12 protein-coding genes are annotated in these 15,852 nt (G+C 72.5%); 4 read left to right on the top strand and 8 right to left on the bottom strand.

What is annotated here, in order from left to right; translation table 11 throughout:
* The first annotated feature begins 35 nt into the window (after positions 1–35).
* Positions 36–2,447 (top strand): excinuclease ABC subunit UvrA, encoded by a 2,412-nt coding sequence (locus ACZ49B_RS07830; RefSeq protein WP_468301658.1) that lies wholly within the window; start codon positions 36–38, stop codon positions 2,445–2,447.
* On the opposite strand, the gene ACZ49B_RS07835 is transcribed toward ACZ49B_RS07830, so the two are convergent.
* The 5 genes from ACZ49B_RS07835 to ACZ49B_RS07855 all read right to left on the bottom strand — a co-directional run bounded on the left by ACZ49B_RS07835 (position 2,411) and on the right by ACZ49B_RS07855 (position 8,793).
* Positions 2,411–4,420, bottom strand: a complete 2,010-nt coding sequence (locus ACZ49B_RS07835) for an SGNH/GDSL hydrolase family protein (RefSeq protein ID WP_468301661.1) — start codon at positions 4,418–4,420, stop codon at positions 2,411–2,413. The genes ACZ49B_RS07830 and ACZ49B_RS07835 overlap by 37 nt on opposite strands.
* 64 nt (positions 4,421–4,484) lie before the next feature.
* Entirely contained in the window at positions 4,485–5,138 is a 654-nt protein-coding gene (locus ACZ49B_RS07840; RefSeq protein ID WP_468301664.1) for a hypothetical protein, read from the bottom strand.
* Positions 5,139–5,376: 238 nt separating this feature from the next.
* Positions 5,377–6,123, bottom strand: coding sequence for a succinate dehydrogenase/fumarate reductase iron-sulfur subunit (locus ACZ49B_RS07845; protein WP_468301667.1), 747 nt, complete (start codon positions 6,121–6,123; stop codon positions 5,377–5,379).
* Positions 6,120–8,087 carry a fumarate reductase/succinate dehydrogenase flavoprotein subunit gene (locus tag ACZ49B_RS07850; RefSeq protein WP_468301670.1) on the bottom strand — a complete coding sequence of 656 codons (1,968 nt, stop codon included), beginning with the start codon at positions 8,085–8,087 and terminating at the stop codon, positions 6,120–6,122. Before ACZ49B_RS07850 ends, ACZ49B_RS07845 begins: the two co-directional genes overlap by 4 nt.
* 1 nt (position 8,088) lies before the next feature.
* Positions 8,089–8,793, bottom strand: a complete 705-nt coding sequence (locus ACZ49B_RS07855) for a succinate dehydrogenase cytochrome b subunit (RefSeq protein ID WP_468301673.1) — start codon at positions 8,791–8,793, stop codon at positions 8,089–8,091.
* A gap of 94 nt (positions 8,794–8,887) precedes the next feature.
* Here ACZ49B_RS07855 and ACZ49B_RS07860 point away from each other — a divergent pair, with 94 nt between their 5' ends.
* Complete coding sequence (locus ACZ49B_RS07860) at positions 8,888–9,766, top strand: LysR family transcriptional regulator (protein ID WP_468301676.1); 879 nt, start codon at positions 8,888–8,890, stop codon at positions 9,764–9,766.
* A gap of 39 nt (positions 9,767–9,805) precedes the next feature.
* On the opposite strand, the gene ACZ49B_RS07865 is transcribed toward ACZ49B_RS07860, so the two are convergent.
* The gene (locus ACZ49B_RS07865) at positions 9,806–10,456 is read right to left on the bottom strand and encodes a TetR/AcrR family transcriptional regulator (RefSeq protein WP_468301679.1); all 651 of its coding nucleotides are present in this window, start codon (positions 10,454–10,456) and stop codon (positions 9,806–9,808) included.
* A gap of 127 nt (positions 10,457–10,583) precedes the next feature.
* Here ACZ49B_RS07865 and ACZ49B_RS07870 point away from each other — a divergent pair, with 127 nt between their 5' ends.
* Entirely contained in the window at positions 10,584–11,654 is a 1,071-nt protein-coding gene (locus tag ACZ49B_RS07870; protein ID WP_468301682.1) for an FAD-dependent monooxygenase, read from the top strand.
* 16 nt (positions 11,655–11,670) lie between these two features.
* Here ACZ49B_RS07870 and ACZ49B_RS07875 read toward each other — a convergent pair whose 3' ends face one another.
* Together ACZ49B_RS07875 and ACZ49B_RS07880 are read right to left on the bottom strand one after the other, a co-directional pair.
* Positions 11,671–13,836, bottom strand: coding sequence for a putative bifunctional diguanylate cyclase/phosphodiesterase (locus ACZ49B_RS07875; protein ID WP_468302442.1), 2,166 nt, complete (start codon positions 13,834–13,836; stop codon positions 11,671–11,673).
* 125 nt (positions 13,837–13,961) lie between these two features.
* Complete coding sequence (locus tag ACZ49B_RS07880; protein WP_468301685.1) at positions 13,962–14,792, bottom strand: SAM-dependent methyltransferase; 831 nt, start codon at positions 14,790–14,792, stop codon at positions 13,962–13,964.
* A gap of 314 nt (positions 14,793–15,106) precedes the next feature.
* Here ACZ49B_RS07880 and ACZ49B_RS07885 point away from each other — a divergent pair, with 314 nt between their 5' ends.
* Positions 15,107–15,835 carry a hypothetical protein gene (locus ACZ49B_RS07885; protein WP_468301688.1) on the top strand — a complete coding sequence of 243 codons (729 nt, stop codon included), beginning with the start codon at positions 15,107–15,109 and terminating at the stop codon, positions 15,833–15,835.
* Positions 15,836–15,852 lie beyond the last annotated feature (17 nt).

The following is a 15,852-nucleotide window of genomic DNA, read 5'->3' on the forward strand; positions in this document are numbered from 1 at the left end:
CGTGGCCCGTACGCATGGCCCGTAAACTGGGGCGAATGCACCACTCCACCGCCCCGGCACCTCAGGCCCACCGCGACTCCTTCGTACGGGTGAGGGGTGCCCGTGAGCACAACCTGCGTGGCGTCGACGTGGACGTCCCGCGCGACGCGCTGACCGTGTTCACCGGGGTCTCCGGCTCCGGCAAGAGCTCGCTGGCCTTCGGCACGCTCTACGCCGAGGCCCAGCGCCGGTACTTCGAGTCGGTGGCCCCGTACGCCCGCCGCCTGATCCACCAGATCGGCGCCCCGAAGGTGGATTCCGTCACCGGGCTGCCGCCCGCCGTCTCGCTGGAACAGCGGCGCTCCTCCCCCGGCTCGCGCTCCTCCGTCGGGACGGTGACCCTGCTGTCCAACTCCCTGCGCATGCTGTACTCCCGCGCCGGCACCTATCCCCCGGGTGCCGAGCGGCTCGACTCCGACGCCTTCTCCCCCAACACCGCCGCCGGGGCCTGCCCGTCCTGCCACGGCCTCGGCAGCATCCACCGTACGAGCGAGGAACTCCTCGTACCGGATCGGGAGCTGTCGATCCGTCAGGGGGCGATCGCCGCCTGGCCCGGTGCCTGGCAGGGCAAGAACCTCAGGGACATCTTGGAGGTGCTCGGGTACGACGTGGACGCGCCCTGGCGGGAGTTGGCGGCGAAGGACCGCGAGTGGATCCTGTTCACCGAGGAGCAGCCCGTCGTGACGGTGCATCCGGTGCGGGACGCGGACCGGATCCAACGGCCGTACCAGGGCACGTACATGAGCGTCCACCGCTACGTGATGCGGACCTTCTCGGACAGCAAGAGCGCCGCGCTGCGCGCCCGGGCCGAACGGTTCCTCGCCGATTCCCCGTGCCCGGTGTGCGGGGGACGGCGGCTGCGGCCCGAGGCCCTGGCCGTGACGTTCGCGGGCCGCACCATCGCCGAGCTGGCGGCGCTGCCGCTGACCGCCCTGGACGGCGTACTGGCCGCCGCGGCCCCGGACGGGGAGGCGTCCCGGGTGCTCGCCGAGGACCTGCGGTCCCGCATCGGGCCCGTCGTGGAGCTCGGGCTCGGCTACCTGAGCCTGGACCGCACCGCACCGACCCTGTCGGCGGGCGAGCTGCAGCGGCTGAGGCTGGCGACGCAGCTGCGGTCGGGGCTGTTCGGGGTCGTGTACGTACTGGACGAGCCGTCGGCGGGGCTGCACCCGGCCGACACGGAGGCGCTGCTCGACGTACTGGACCGGCTCAAGGCGGCGGGGAACACGGTGTTCGTGGTGGAGCACCACCTGGATGTGGTGCGGCATGCGGACTGGCTGGTGGACGTGGGCCCGCTGGCCGGGGAGCACGGCGGACAGGTGCTGTACAGCGGGCCGCCGCAGGGGCTGGCCGGTGTGGCGGCGTCGGCGACGGGCCGCCACCTGTTCACCGAGCGCGAGGCGGGGCCGGGGACGGGGCGCGAGGTACGCGAGGCGAGCGGTTCGGTCCGGCTCACCGGCGTCGACCGGCACAACCTGCGGGGTGTGGACGCGGAGTTCCCGCTCGGGGTGTTCACCGCCGTGACGGGGGTGTCGGGGTCGGGCAAGTCCACGCTGGTGGGCCAGGTGCTCGCCCGGGAGGTCGGCGAGCGGCTGGCGGATCCGGGATTCCCGGTGCGGCGGCTGGTGGAGGTGGATCAGAAGCCGATCGGCCGTACGCCGCGGTCCAACCTGGCCACGTACACGGGGCTGTTCGACGTGGTGCGCAAGCTGTTCACGGCGGCTCCGCAGGCACGGGCGCGCGGCTGGAAGGCGGGCCGGTTCTCCTTCAACGTGCCGGGCGGCCGGTGCGAGACCTGCCAGGGCGAGGGCTTCGTGTCGGTGGAGCTGCTGTTCCTGCCGAGTACGTACGCGCCGTGCCCGGAGTGCGCCGGGGCCCGGTACAACACCGAAACCCTGGAGGTGCGGTACGAGGGGCTCAGCATCGCGGAGGTGCTGGCGCTGACGGTGGAGTCCGCTGCCGCGTTCTTCGCGCAGGTCCCTGCGGCGGCGCGCAGCCTGCGGGCGCTGGAGGACATCGGGCTGGGCTATCTGCGGCTGGGGCAGCCGGCCACGGAGCTGTCGGGCGGCGAGGCGCAGCGGATCAAGCTGGCGACCGAGCTTCAGCGGCAGCGCCGTGACCACACCCTGTACGTACTGGACGAGCCGACGACGGGGCTGCATCCGGCCGATGTGCGGGTGCTGCTGCGGCAGTTGCACGGACTGGTGGACGCCGGGCATTCGGTGGTGGTCGTCGAGCACGACATGGAGGTGGTGGCGGGCTCGGACTGGGTGATCGACCTGGGGCCGGGCGGCGGCGCCGAGGGCGGCCGGATCGTCGCCTCGGGTCCGCCCGCGCGGGTGGCCCGGGCGGCGGCGAGCCGCACGGCCCCCTACCTGGCCCGTGCGCTGGGGCCGGGATCCCGGTAGGACCGCCCTGCTCCGGGGAGCAGGCTGAAGACGGCGATGCTCGCGGCCCACACCACGGCCAGTCCGAACAGCACGAGCAGCAGCCACGGCCAGCCGCCCCGGACCTGTTCCAGCTCCCAGGCCCGCAGCTGCACCCTGCAGTGCGCGTTCACCGCGTCGTCGGTCATGCCGCACAGCGGCTCGGGTTCGGCCGCGGGGACGACCGTCGCCTGTCGTTCGCCCGTGGGCGTGGGCGGCATGAGCTGGGGGTGGGCGTCGAGCCAGGTGGTGAACGTGTCGCGCATGGCTGCGTGGCCGCGTTCGTTCGGGTGCAGGCTGTTGTGGAGCCACTTGGCGGGGCTGAAGCGCTGCGAGGCGAGCCCGTTGACCGTCTCGATGTCCACGAAGTTGACTCCGGCTGCGCCCTTTCTGCGCTCGCACAGCTGGAGCCGGTGCGTGGCGAAGCTGTCCTTCATCTCGGCCATGTAGGTGATGCCCGCCGTATCGGCCGCCTGGCGCATCGTGGTGTCGATCTGTTCCACGAACGTGCGGATGAAATCGCGCTCGGCCTTGGTGAGGGCCACTCCGGTGCAGCTGTCGGCCGCGGCGATCGGCTGCGGGTAGGGCACGGCCACGATGGGCACGCCGGCGGGCAAGGCCTGCCGCAGGGACCCGTAGGTCGCGATGAGGTCCTGGCGGACCTTCGGCAGGTTGTTCAGGAACAGGGACCTGCGGGTCTCGCAGTCGCCGGGGGCGAGGCACGCCTCTCCGAGGATGGCGAATCCGGCGTCGTTGCCGCCCAGCGCGACGATGACGAGGGCCGGGTGGAACGCGGACGCCACGCCTTTGAGCTGGTCGATCTGGGTGCCCGGTTCGCCCGGCTGTACGCGGGCGGGGCCGGGTCCGGAGCGGGGGTTGACGTTGTAGGTCCGCGCGCCCGAGCAGGCGAGGAACAGCACGCGGTCGAACCGGGGGCCGGCTGTGCCGAGTCCGACCGCGTAGGCGGAGGGTGAGCGCCGGCATTCGTTGCGGCCGCCGTCGTCGGTTCCCTCGAAGTAACTGCTCGCGCCCTCGCCCGACATGTAGGAGTCGCCCAGGGCCACGAGGACGCGCTGCCCGCCGGCCGGGTCGAGGGCCTGGGGGTGGCGGTGCTCCGGGGGCGCCGCCGCGAGGAGGCAGAGGCCCGCGAGGACGAGGGCGACGTCGGCGTGCGTGTTGGAGACGATGGCCGCCAGCAGGAGCAGCGCCGCCGCGACGAGCACCGCGCTCAGCACCCAGTCCCGCTGCACGAGCCACAGGCAGGACACCACGACTGCGGCGGTGACGACGAGGCCGAGGATCCCGATGACGCCCACACCGGCCCCGGGTCCCGCGGCGGAGCGCCGCGTCCGCAGGAGGCGTACGCCCCATTCGGACAGGAGGTTGAGGCTCAGCGGGAGGCATACGAAGAGGGCCGCGCCGAGGGCGATGAGCAGGCCGACGTAGAGACCGCCCTTGGCCTTGGGCAGCACGAGCGCTGCGGCGACCGCCACCGCCGCGGTCAAGGCCATCAGGGCCGCGCCCCACACCAGCAGGGCGCTCCTCGGCCGGCCCGGCTCGAGTCCCCGCCACGCTTCGACGAACCAGCCCAGGCCGAGCAGCAGGAGCACCGACCCGACGAGCGGCAAGGCGTCCCCCTCGACTCCCGCCAGGTGGAGGACGAGGACCACCACTCCGGCGGTGCTCAGCAGGCCGGCCGCCCGGAGCAGCCAGCGCGGGGTGCGTCCGCCGGGGTCCTGCTCGTGCCCGAGACCCAGCTGTCGTCCGACGAAGACGGCACTGCAGACCCCGAAGAAGGCCAGGGCCCCGTACAGCTCCGGGAGCGGCACTCCGCGGCTGGACTCCACGACGAGCACCACGGCGCCCATGACGAACAGCGCCCGCGGCCCCCACCACATCAGCATGCCGCGCCGGTCCCGCCGGCCGGTCGGCGCTGCCGACTCGCCACCGTGCATGTCCCTGCACCCTTCTGCCGGTCGGACGACGACGTTCGGACCACGTCGGCTGGCGCCCGACGGGCTACGCATCCCCCGGCAGCAGGTGCTGCGGGAGTTCGCGGAAGCTCCACCGGCCCTGTCGGCGGGTGAACAGCCAGACCAGGTCGTAGCGGTCGGGCCAGACGGCGGGGACGCCGAGCACCTGGTGGGCGCCGAGGGAGCGGATCAGGCGGGGGATGCCGGTGTGCTCCCAGCAGACGAGTACGGGCATGCGGGCGGCCAGCGCGGCCCGGGCCAGGGCCGGTTCGGCGCCGACGGCGAACTCTCCGCGCAGCGGCGTACGCAGGGCCGCGATCAGCGGCTCGACCGTCTGGCGGCAGCGGGCGGGGGCCCCCGCCGGGCCGCCGGCCGCGAAGACGACCGCGGGGCGGGGCAGCGTGGAGCCGCCGGCGGGCAGGAAGAGGCGGTGCAGCTCCTCGGCCCGGCGCCGGCCCCGCCCGGCGAGGGACCCGGGGTTCTCGTCGCCGTCCTCGTCCTCGCCCAGGTCCCCGGCGTACGGCTTCTCCGCGTGCCGGATCACCATGACGAGGGCGTCCTTGGGCGCGGGTTTCGAGCCGTGGCCCGAAGTGCCGGACGGGTCCTCCGCGGAGCAGCCGGCCATCGCGAGCGGGGCGAGGGCGGCGGCCGCCAGGAGGGTGCGGCGGCGCGGTCCGGACCCGGCGGGGGCTTGTGGCATGGGGCCCACTGTCCCCCACGGGCCGGACGCGGGCGGGGCGCGGCACGTCGTACGGCCGCCACGAGCGCCCGGTCGGCGGATCGGATCCGCCAATCGGATCAGCCCGTCGGGTCTGCCGGTCTCGTCAGCCGGTCGGCCGGGGCTCCTCGTACGGGGAGGCACCGGGAAGTACCGCCGCCAGGGACGCGGTGCCCGGTGTCCCGGGCGTGGGCCCTCATGCTCCGTGCTTCGTGGGCCCTCATGCTCCGTGCTTCCGGACGGCCCGCAGCCACTCGCGGTTCATGGCGGCGATGGACGGCAGCGGGATGCCCTTGGGGCAGGCCGTGGCGCACTCCCCGGTGAGGGTGCAGCCGCCGAAGCCCTCGCCGTCCATCTGGGCCACCATGTCCAGTACGCGGGTCTCCCGCTCGGGCGAGCCCTGCGGCAGCACGTTCAGGTGGTTGACCTTGGCGGAGGTGAAGAGCATCGCGGAGCCGTTGGGGCAGGCCGCCACGCAGGCCCCGCAGCCGATGCACTCGGCGTGCTCGAAGGCGAAGTCTGCGTCGGCCTTGGGCACGGCGGTGGCGTGTGCCTCGGGGGCCGATCCGGTCGGGGCGGTGACGTAGCCGCCGGCCTGGATGATCCGGTCGAAGGCGCTGCGGTCCACGACGAGGTCCTTGACCACCGGGAAGGCGGCGGCCCGCCAGGGCTCGACGTCGATGGTGTCGCCGTCGGCGAAGGACCGCATGTGGAGCTGGCAGGTGGTGGTGCGCTCGGGGCCGTGGGCGTCGCCGTTGATCACGAGGCTGCAGGCACCGCAGATGCCCTCGCGGCAGTCGTGGTCGAAGGCGACCGGGTCCTCGCCGCGCAGGATGAGGTCCTCGTTGAGGGTGTCGAGCATCTCCAGGAAGGACATGTCGCGGGATATGCCGTCGACCTCGTACGTGACCATGGCGCCGGGGGTGTCGGGGTTCTGCTGGCGCCAGACGCGCAGGTTGAGCCTCATGCGTAGCTCCGCTGGGTGGGGTGGACGTACTCGAAGACGAGGTCTTCCTTGTGCAGGACGGGGGCCGCGCCGGTGCCCTGGTACTGCCAGGCCGCGGCGTAGCCGAACTCCTCGTCGCGGCGGGCGGCCTCGCCGTCCGGGGTCTGGGACTCCTCGCGGAAGTGGCCGCCGCAGGACTCGGCGCGGTGGAGGGCGTCGAGGCACATCAGCTCGGCGAGCTCCAGGTAGTCGACGATGCGGTTGGCCTTCTCGAGGGACTGGTTGAACTCCTCGCCCTTGCCGGGGACCTTGATCCGCTTCCAGAACTCCTCACGGATGTGCGGGATCCGCTCCAGCGCCTTGCGCAGGCCCTCCTCGGTGCGGGACATGCCGCAGTACTCCCACATGAGCTCGCCGATCTCGCGGTGGAAGGAGTCGGGTGTGCGGTCCCCGTCGACGGCGAGCAGTTTCGCGAGGCAGTCGCGGGTCTCGCGGATCGCTGCCGCGGCCTCGGGGTGGCTGTCGTCGACGGCTTCCCGGTGCGGCTGGCGGGCGAGGTAGTCGTTGATGGTGGAGGGGAGCACGAAGTAGCCGTCGCCGAGGCCCTGCATCAGGGCGGAGGCGCCCAGGCGGTTGGCTCCGTGGTCGGAGAAGTTGGCCTCGCCGATCGCGAAGAGGCCGGGGACGGTGGTCTGGAGGTCGTAGTCGACCCAAAGGCCACCCATCGTGTAGTGCACGGCGGGGTAGATCCGCATGGGCACCTCGTACGGGTTCTCCGCGGTGATCCGCTCGTACATCTCGAAGAGGTTGCCGTACTTCTCGGCGACCTTGTCCCGGCCCATGCGGCGGATGGCGTCGGCGAAGTCGAGGTACACGCCCTGGCCGCCGGGGCCGACGCCGCGGCCCTCGTCGCAGACGTTCTTGGCGGCGCGGGAGGCGATGTCGCGGGGTACGAGGTTGCCGAAGGAGGGGTAGATCCGTTCCAGGTAGTAGTCGCGCTCCGCCTCGGGGATCTCGGCGGCGGGGCGGTTGTCGCCCTGGGCCTTGGGGACCCAGATGCGGCCGTCGTTGCGCAGGGACTCGCTCATCAGCGTGAGCTTGGACTGGTGGTCGCCGGTACGCGGGATGCAGGTGGGGTGGATCTGGGTGAAGCAGGGGTTGGCGAAGTACGCGCCGCGCCGGTGCGCCCGCCAGACGGCGGTCGCGTTGGAGTTCATGGCGTTGGTGGAGAGGTAGAAGACGTTGCCGTAGCCGCCGCTGGCCAGGACGACGGCGTCGGCGTAGTAGGTGGAGATCCTGCCGGTGACCAGGTCGCGGGCGACGATGCCGCGGGCCACGCCGTCGACCGTGATCAGGTCGAGCATCTCGGTGCGGGCGTGCATCTCGACGTTGCCGGCGGCGATCTGCCGGGACAGCGCCTGGTAGGCGCCGAGGAGGAGCTGCTGGCCCGTCTGGCCGCGGGCGTAGAACGTGCGGGAGACCTGGACGCCACCGAAGGAGCGGGTGTCGAGGAGGCCGCCGTACTCACGGGCGAAGGGGACGCCCTGGGCCACGCACTGGTCGATGATCTCGACGGAGATCTGGGCGAGGCGGTGGACGTTGGACTCGCGAGCGCGGAAGTCGCCGCCCTTGACGGTGTCGTAGAAGAGGCGGTGCACCGAGTCGCCGTCGTTGCGGTAGTTCTTCGCGGCGTTGATGCCGCCCTGCGCGGCGATGGAGTGGGCCCGGCGCGGGGAGTCGGAGAAGCAGAACTGGACGACGTGGTAGCCCTGTTCGGCGAGGGTGGCGCCGGCCGCCCCGCCGGCCAGGCCGGTGCCGACGACGATCACGGTGTGCTTGCGGCGGTTGGCCGGGTTGACGAGCTTGGCCTCGAAGCGGCGCCGGTCCCAGCGTTCGGCGATGGGGCCTTGGGGGGCCTTGGCGTCGGCGATCGGCTCACCGGTGGCGTAGCGGGTGTAGTCGGTGTGGGCGTAGTCGTTGCTCATGTCAGCTCACCACTCCGGTCATGACGGCGACGGGGACGGAGACGAAGCCCGCGAAGAGGGCGAGGGCGAGGGCGTTGGCGAGGAACTTCAGCGCCCGGTCGCGGCGGGCGTTGCCCGCGCCGAGGGTCTGGGCGGCGCTCCAGAAGCCGTGCCGGACGTGCATCGCGAGGGCGGCCATCGCCACGATGTAGATGGTGTTCCCGTACCAGGTGGAGAAGGTCGCGAGGACGTTCTCGTAGGGGTGGCCGGCCCATGCGCGCTCGTTGACGGTGAGCGTGGTGAGGTCGAGCAGGTGCCAGACGATGAACAGGGCGAGGATGACGCCGCCCCAGCGCATGGTGCGGGTGGCGTAGCTCGCGCGCCGGCGCTTGTGGGCGTACTTGACCGGGCGGGCCTTGATGTCGCGGCGGCTGAGCTGGTAGGCGGACACGGCGTGCGCGACGACGGCGGCGACCAGGACGACGCGCGCCGCCCACAGGCCCCAGTGGCTGTGCAGGAAGGGCTCGCCCATGTGGCGGAGCCAGTGCGCGTACCCGTTGAAATCTCCCGGGCCGAAGAAGATCTTGAGGTTGCCGATCATGTGGACGACCAGGTATCCGAGCATGATCAGCCCGGACACCGCCATCACGGACTTCTTGCCGACGGTGGAGTCCCAGAGCGTTCGCGTGGTGGACGGTCGTCGGCCCGTCCGCGTTGCCAGAGCCATGTCACAGACGGTAAGGACCAAAGCCCCAAGAGGTCCAAGACATGATGGCGCTGATCTCGATAGGGATTCCCTATGTACGGCGTATCCTGGGACGATGCAGTTCCAGCAGCTCCTGTACTTCGTGGCGGTGGCCGAGACCCGACACTTCACCCGGGCCGCGGAGCGGGTGCACGTCGCCCAGCCGTCGCTCTCGCAGCAGATCAAGGCGCTCGAACGGGAGCTGGGAGCGGAGCTGTTCAGCCGGGCGCGGGGCAACATCGCGCTCACCGACGCGGGCGAGGCGCTGCTGCCGCTGGCCCGGCGGATCCTGGCGGACGCGGACACCGCCCGGCTCGAGGTGCAGGAACTGGCGCAGCTGCGGCGCGGGCGGGTCCGGCTGGGGGCCACACCGAGCGTGTGCACGGGCCTGCTGCCGCATGTGCTGCGGGCCTTCCACACCGCCCATCCGGGGATCGAGCTGCTGATCGAGGAGAGCGGTTCGCTCGACCTCGTACGGGAACTCGCGCGCGGAGCCCTGGACTTGGCGCTGATCGCGCTGCCGTTGCCACCCTCGGCTCCGGCGCTGACCACGGTGGAGCTGCTGACGGAAGACCTGGTGGTGGTGTCCTCGGCGCAGCTGCCGCCTCCCGCGGGCGGCGGCCCGCTCACGGTGTCCGCGCTGCGCGACGAGCCGATGGTGATGTTCCGCCACGGCTACGACCTGCGGGACCTGACGGTGGCCGCCTGCCGGGCGGAGGGCTTCGAGCCGGTGTTCACGGTGGAGGGCGGGGAGATGGACGCGATCCTGGGCTTCGTCCGCGCCGGGCTCGGCGTCGCGGTCGTCCCGGCGATGGTCGTCGACCACGCCGGCCCGGGGCTGCGCGCCACCCCCCTGGCGGGCTCCCCGCTGCGCCGCACGATCGCCCTGGCCCACCGCACGGACGTCGCTCCCCCGCGCGCGGCCCGCGAGCTGAAGCGCATCCTGCTGGGCTGAACCCGTGCCGCCTCGTCCGAGTCCGTGCCGGGCCCTTCGTCAGGGCTGGGCCGTGGCAGTGGGGAGGGCCGCGTCGAGCCCGCCGGCCAGCATCGCGAAGGCCTGCTCGGCGTCGGCCACGGCGGCCGGGTGCGCCTCGTCGGCGCTCTGGCCGGCATCCATGCGGCGGTAGTTCTCCCGGCCCAGCTCATGGCGGACCGCCACCAGGTGCATCGCCGCGAGCCGGGCGGTGAGCGGCGGGACCGACTCCCCCTCGATCACGGCGGCGAGCAGCTCCACCTCGCGGTCGGTGTAGTGGGCCATCCGGCTCTCCAGGCTGGCGGTCCCGTAGAGCAGCCGCTGGAAGGCGAGCACTCCGGGGTGGTCGCACAGCCCGGTGATCGGGTCCCGCTCGGCGAGGGCCGCCAGGAAGTGCGCACGCACCGCGCCCACCGGCGTCTGGCCGGCAGGGCGCTCGCGCACGATGCGGGCCGCCTCGTCCTGGTGGTCGGCGAACCGGTCGAGCACCAGGTCCTCCTTGCTCGGGAAGTACCGGAACAGGGTGGGCTTGGAGACCTCGGCCGCGGCGGCGACATCCGCCACCGACACGGCATCGAAGCCCCGCTCCAGGAAGAGTTCCAGCGCCGTGGCCGCCAGCTGGCGACGCGTACGGAGCTTCTTGTTCTCGCGCAGACCCGTCGTGTTCTCCATGCGCACAGCGTACCACAAATTCGTGACTGAGTAATTTTCTTGACCGGGTTGCATTTTTGGTCGGGAGCCGCTTTCCTTGAGACATCGACGAGCGCATCGACGCACACCGACGAGGAGAGGACATCCGATGACCGACGTACTGATCGCGGGCTCCGGCCCCACGGGACTGACCCTGGCGTGCGAACTCGCCCTGCGCGGAGCCACCGTCCGCATCATCGAGGGACACACCGCACCGCACCGCGAGTCCCGGGGCAAGGGGCTCCGGCCGAGCAGCCTCGAGATCTTCGAAGGGCTCGGCGTGGCCGAGGCCCTGACGGCCATCGGCAGCAGCGAGGTGGTCCTGCGCAAGTACTTCGACGGAGCACACGTCAACGACACTTCGGTGGCCGACAGCGGCCTGCTGATAGGGCAGTGGCAGATCGAGGAGGCGCTGCGCGACCGGCTCACCGGCCTGGGCGTGCAGGTCGAGTACGGATCCCGGCTCGCCGGGATCACCCAGGACGCGGCCGGGGTCCGCGCGGAACTGGCGGACGGCACCGTGATCGGAGCCCGCTACCTCGCCGGGTGCGACGGCGGGCGCAGCACCACCCGCAAGCTCCTCGGCATCCCCTTCGAGGGCAGCGGGGAGGAGGAACCCGCGATGGTCATCGGGGACGTCCGGGCCCCGGGGCTCAGCCGGGACTTCTGGCACCAGTGGTTCACCTCGGAAGGCGGCGGGATACTGCTCTGCCCGATGCCGGGGACGGACACCTTCCAGCTGCAGGCCTCGCCCGAGCAGGACGAGCAGGGCGGACTGCTGCCGCCCTCGCTGGAGGGTTTCCAGCGGCTCTTCGACCGGCATGCCCGGATGCCTGGGATCCGGCTCGCGGATGCCACCTGGCTCTCCGCCTGGCGGGTCAACGTCCGCATGGCCACCCGGATACGCGAGGGCCGGGTGTTCCTCGCCGGGGACGCCGCGCACGTCCACCCCATAGCCGGCGGGCTGGGCATGAACACCGGCATCCAGGACGCGGCCACCCTCGGTCGGACACTGACCACGGCCCTCGCCGGTCAGGCCGGCGAGGAGGTGCTCGACGCGTACGAGGCGGAGCGGCTGCCGGTGGCCGCCGAGGTCCTGGCCGACACGTCACGGAGGTACGAGCGGGTCCTTGCTGCCGTCCGGACGCCGGGCCGGGGAACGGAGGCCGGGCTGGACTGACCGGCCCGGCCGGGCGTCAGGAGGGTGTGGGCACGGCGTCCGACAGCAAGAGCGTGTGGATGCGGTCGGGGGCGCCGGGACGGGCGTAGTACCAGCCCTGGGCGGTGTCGCAGCCGAGGTCGCGCAGTTGGGCGGCCTGGGCGCCGGTCTCCACGCCTTCGACCGTGACGGCGAGTTCGAGGCTGTGGGCCAGCGCGACGATGCCCTCCACGATCTTGACGTCGACCGGGTTGGCGGGCTGCTGCTGCATCCCCTTGGTGAAGGAGCGGTCCAGCTTCAGCACGCTGACCGGGAGGCGGCGCAGGTTCGCCAGGTTCGAGTAGCCGGTGCCGAAGTCGTCGAGCGCGATGTCCACGCCGAGGGCGGCGAGCCGGCGCAGGGGTTCCAGGAGTTCGTCGTCGGCGCCGATCAGGGCCGATTCGGTGACCTCCAGGCACAGGGCGCCCGGGGCGAGGCCCGAGTTCTCCAGCACCGCGACGGTGTCGGCGACCAGGCCGGGGTGGTGCAGCTGGGTCGGCGAGAGGTTGACGTTGATCCGCAGGGCCGAGCCGCCGTGCTGGCGCTGCCAGTTGCGGGCCTGGCGGACGGCCTCCTCCAGGACCCAGCGGCCGAGCGGCACGATCAGCCCGGTCCGTTCGGCGAGCGGGATGAAGCGGTCCGGCCCGAGCACCCCGTACTGCGGGTGCGACCAGCGCACCAGGGCCTCGGCGCCGTGGACGCTGCCGTCGTGCATGTGGACCAGCGGCTGGTACTCGATGAAGAACTCGCCGCGTTCCAGGGCCGCCGGGAGGGCGTTGGTCAGGCCGTGCCGGGTGATGGCGCGGGCGTCGGCCTCGGCGTCGGCGAACTCGAAGCGGTTGCCGCCGGCCGCCTTGGCCCGGTACATGGTGATGTCGGCGCTGCGCAGCACCTCGGCCGCGGTGCGCTCCCGGGCCGGGCCCTCCACGATGCCGATGCTGCCGCGGACCGACAGCTCGCGGCCCTCGATGCGGATGGGCACGGACAGGGCGGACAGGATCCGGACCGCGAGTTCGGTCACCTTCTCCTCGGTGTCCGAGCCGGTGGTCAGCGCCACGAACTCGTCGCCGCCGAGTCGTGCGACGACCTCGCCGGGGCCCGTCGCGCAGCTCTGCAGCCGGTCGGCGACCTCCACCAGGAGCCGGTCGCCCGCCGAGTGGCCGAGGCTGTCGTTGACCGCCTTGAACCCGTCGAGGTCCAGGTAGCACAGGCCGAAGCGGCTGCCGCCGGCCCCGCTCAGGGCCTTCTCCAGGCGTTCGAAGAACAGCGTCCGGTTCGGCAGCCCGGTCAGCGCGTCATGCGTGGCCTCGTAGCGGAGCCGCAGGTTCAGCAGTCGGCGCTCGGTGGTGTCCTCCATCAGCGCCAGCTGGTACTGCGGCACCCCCTCGGCGTCGCGCAGCAGCGACACCGTCAGGTTGGTCCAGAGCACCGTCCCGTCGTGGCGGTAGTACGGCTTCTCGACGCGGTAGCTCTCGCGCTCGCCCCGTACGAGTTCCCCGTACATCCGCCAGACGTGCGGGGCGTCGTCGGGGTGGCCCCATTCGCTGACGTTGCGGCCCCGGACGTGCCCGCCCATCCCGCCGAACATCTGCAGCAGCGCGTCGTTGACCTCGAGGACGTTGCCCTCGAGGTCGGCGATGCCGATGCCGATGGCCGCGCCCTCGAAGACCGCCTTGAAGCGCTCCTCGCTCGCGTGCAGGGCCTGCTGGGCGTCGATGCGGGCCGTCAGCGCGGAGCGGGCGATGGCCTCCTGCTCCTTGAGGGTCCGCTCGCGCAGGGCGCGGGCGAATCCCGCCGCTATCCCGTGCTGGAGCCGGGCGCAGCGCGACCGGTACTCCTCGGTGCCCTCCACGCCCACGCCGTCGGGACCGCAGTAGAGCACGAGGTACGACTCGACCACGCCGAGCGTGCCGGCCAGCGCCTCCGGGTCGGTGCAGTGCACGGCGACGAGTTCGGCCCCGACCCGCTGGGCGACGCCGGCGTCGAAGGGCCGGGCGTGCAGGGCCTCGGCGAGGGTCCGGGCGAGCGGGATGAGGTGCTGTTCGAACTCGACGCGGGTCAGCGAGGTCGCGGTGACGGGGAAGATCGCCCGTCCCCAGATGGTCGCGAAGCGCCCGATCCGGTCCTCGAGCCCGCTCCGCAGCGCGGCGGGACCCGCCGACAGGCCCGTCGGAGCCGACGGGCCTGTGGACGCGGACGGAGGCTCTGCTCCCTGCGCGGGCTCTGCAGCCTGCGCGGGTTGCGCCTTCTTCGGGGTCGGTGTGCCGGAAGGCACCGCGGCCGGGGATCTCACGCCTTGCGTCCCACTCCGCCGAAGCCCGAGAACGCGTACGGGTCCTCGGGCGTTTCGCCGTCCTCCGGGTCCTCGGTGCCCTCGGGCTGCCACAACGGCATCGACACGACACCGGGATCGACCAGCTCGAACCCTTCGAAGAAGCGGGCGATCTGCTCACCGCTGCGCATGACGAGCGGGTTGCGGATGTCCCGGTAGACGCCGACCATGCCGCCCGCGACCTCCTGGGAGAGCGGGATGCCCTCGTAGGAGGCGTGCGTGAGCACCAGGAGGCTGCCGGGGGCCAGCGCCTCGCGCAGCTCGGCGACGGCGGCGTACGGGTCGTCCGCGTCCTCCAGGAAGTGCAGGACGGCGACGAGCAGCAGGGCGACCGGGCGTTCGAGGTCCAGCAGCTGCGCGACCTCGGGGGCGGCGAGGATGTCCCTCGGCTTGCGCAGGTCGGCGGTGACGATGCCGGTGCGCTCGTCGCCGGCCAGGACGGCGCGGCTGTGCGCGACGGCCACCGGGTCGTGGTCCACGTAGACCACGCGGGCCTCGGGGCTGGCGGCCTGGGCGATCTCGTGAACGTTGCCGAAGGTCGGGATGCCGGAGCCGATGTCCAGGAACTGGGTGACGCCCTGGGCCACGGCGTAGCGGACGGCGCGGCGCATGAAGGCGCGGTTGGCCTGCATGATCTTGGGCAGGCCCGGCAGGAACTCCATGGCGCGGCGGGCGGCCTGGCGGTCGACCTCGAAGTTGTGGGAGCCGCCCAGGTAGTAGTCGTAGATGCGGGACACGCTCGGCACCGATATGTCGATACCTGGCGGGGCCCAGGCGGGGCGCTCCATCGGGGTCTCCAAGCCGTAGTCCTGCGCGGTCGTCCGGGGTCGGACGCTTGTCCGAGCCGAATGTACTGATCATTGCCCAACGGAGCGAGCAAAAGCGGAAATTGGTGATCCGTTCTTCATCACACACCAAAGGCCTCCAGGACCCCTCCCGCAGCGAATGACCGAAACCGACAAGTCGCTTATGGGAATACGCAGGTACGTGACCGGACTGCATCGTTCCGTGGCTCAAACCTCTACGGTCTGCGCTCCACCCGTTCAGGCGAACCACGGCTGAGCCCCGCGTGTGCGAGCGCACGTGAGCCCATGCTCCCCGGGTGAACAAAGCCTGTACCAGACGCCTGCTGGTGGTCCCGGTCCTGCTGTGGGCGGCGCTGTCCGCCACGCCGGCCGTGGCTGATAGCTGCGCCTACGCGACGATCGACGCCGGAGACGGCGCGGCCGCCGTCCGGCTGGTCGCGGCCGCCGGAAGCGGTGCGGCCGCGAGCCGCCGGGGTGGCGGACATCACGGCGACGGGCCTCCCGGCGGCCAGGGCGCCGGCCGCGGAAACGGGCACGGCAACGGCAACGGGCACGGCACCGGCCACGGAGGCTCCGGCCACGGGGGACACGGCGGCCACGGGGGACACGGAGGCCACTGCCCGCCCCCGCCTCCCCCGCCGTGCCCGCCGAAGCCGACTCCCACCCCGACGCCGACCCCACCGCCACCCCCGGCGCCGAAGCCGCCCCCGAAGCCGACCCCGCCGCCCGCGCCGCCGCCTCCGCCGGCCCCCAAGCCCCCTGCGCCGCCCCCACCCGCTCCGCAGGCGAAGCCGAAGCCGCCCGCGCCGGCCCCGCCGAAACCGGTACCGCCCCCGCCGCTCGAGGTGAAGGCACCGACGCCCGCAGTGACGCCCCCGGCCCCGCCCCCGAAGAAGCCGGTGGCCCGGCCGGCCTACCGCACGGCCGCCGCCAAACGGCCCGAGCACCACATCTCGCCGGTGACCTTCACCTTGATGACCGCGGCTCCCGCGGTGCTCGCGATCGTCGCGCTGCGCCCGCGCTAGACCGCCCGCACACCCCG

The organism is Streptomyces sp. NPDC031132 (assembly GCF_055570595.1).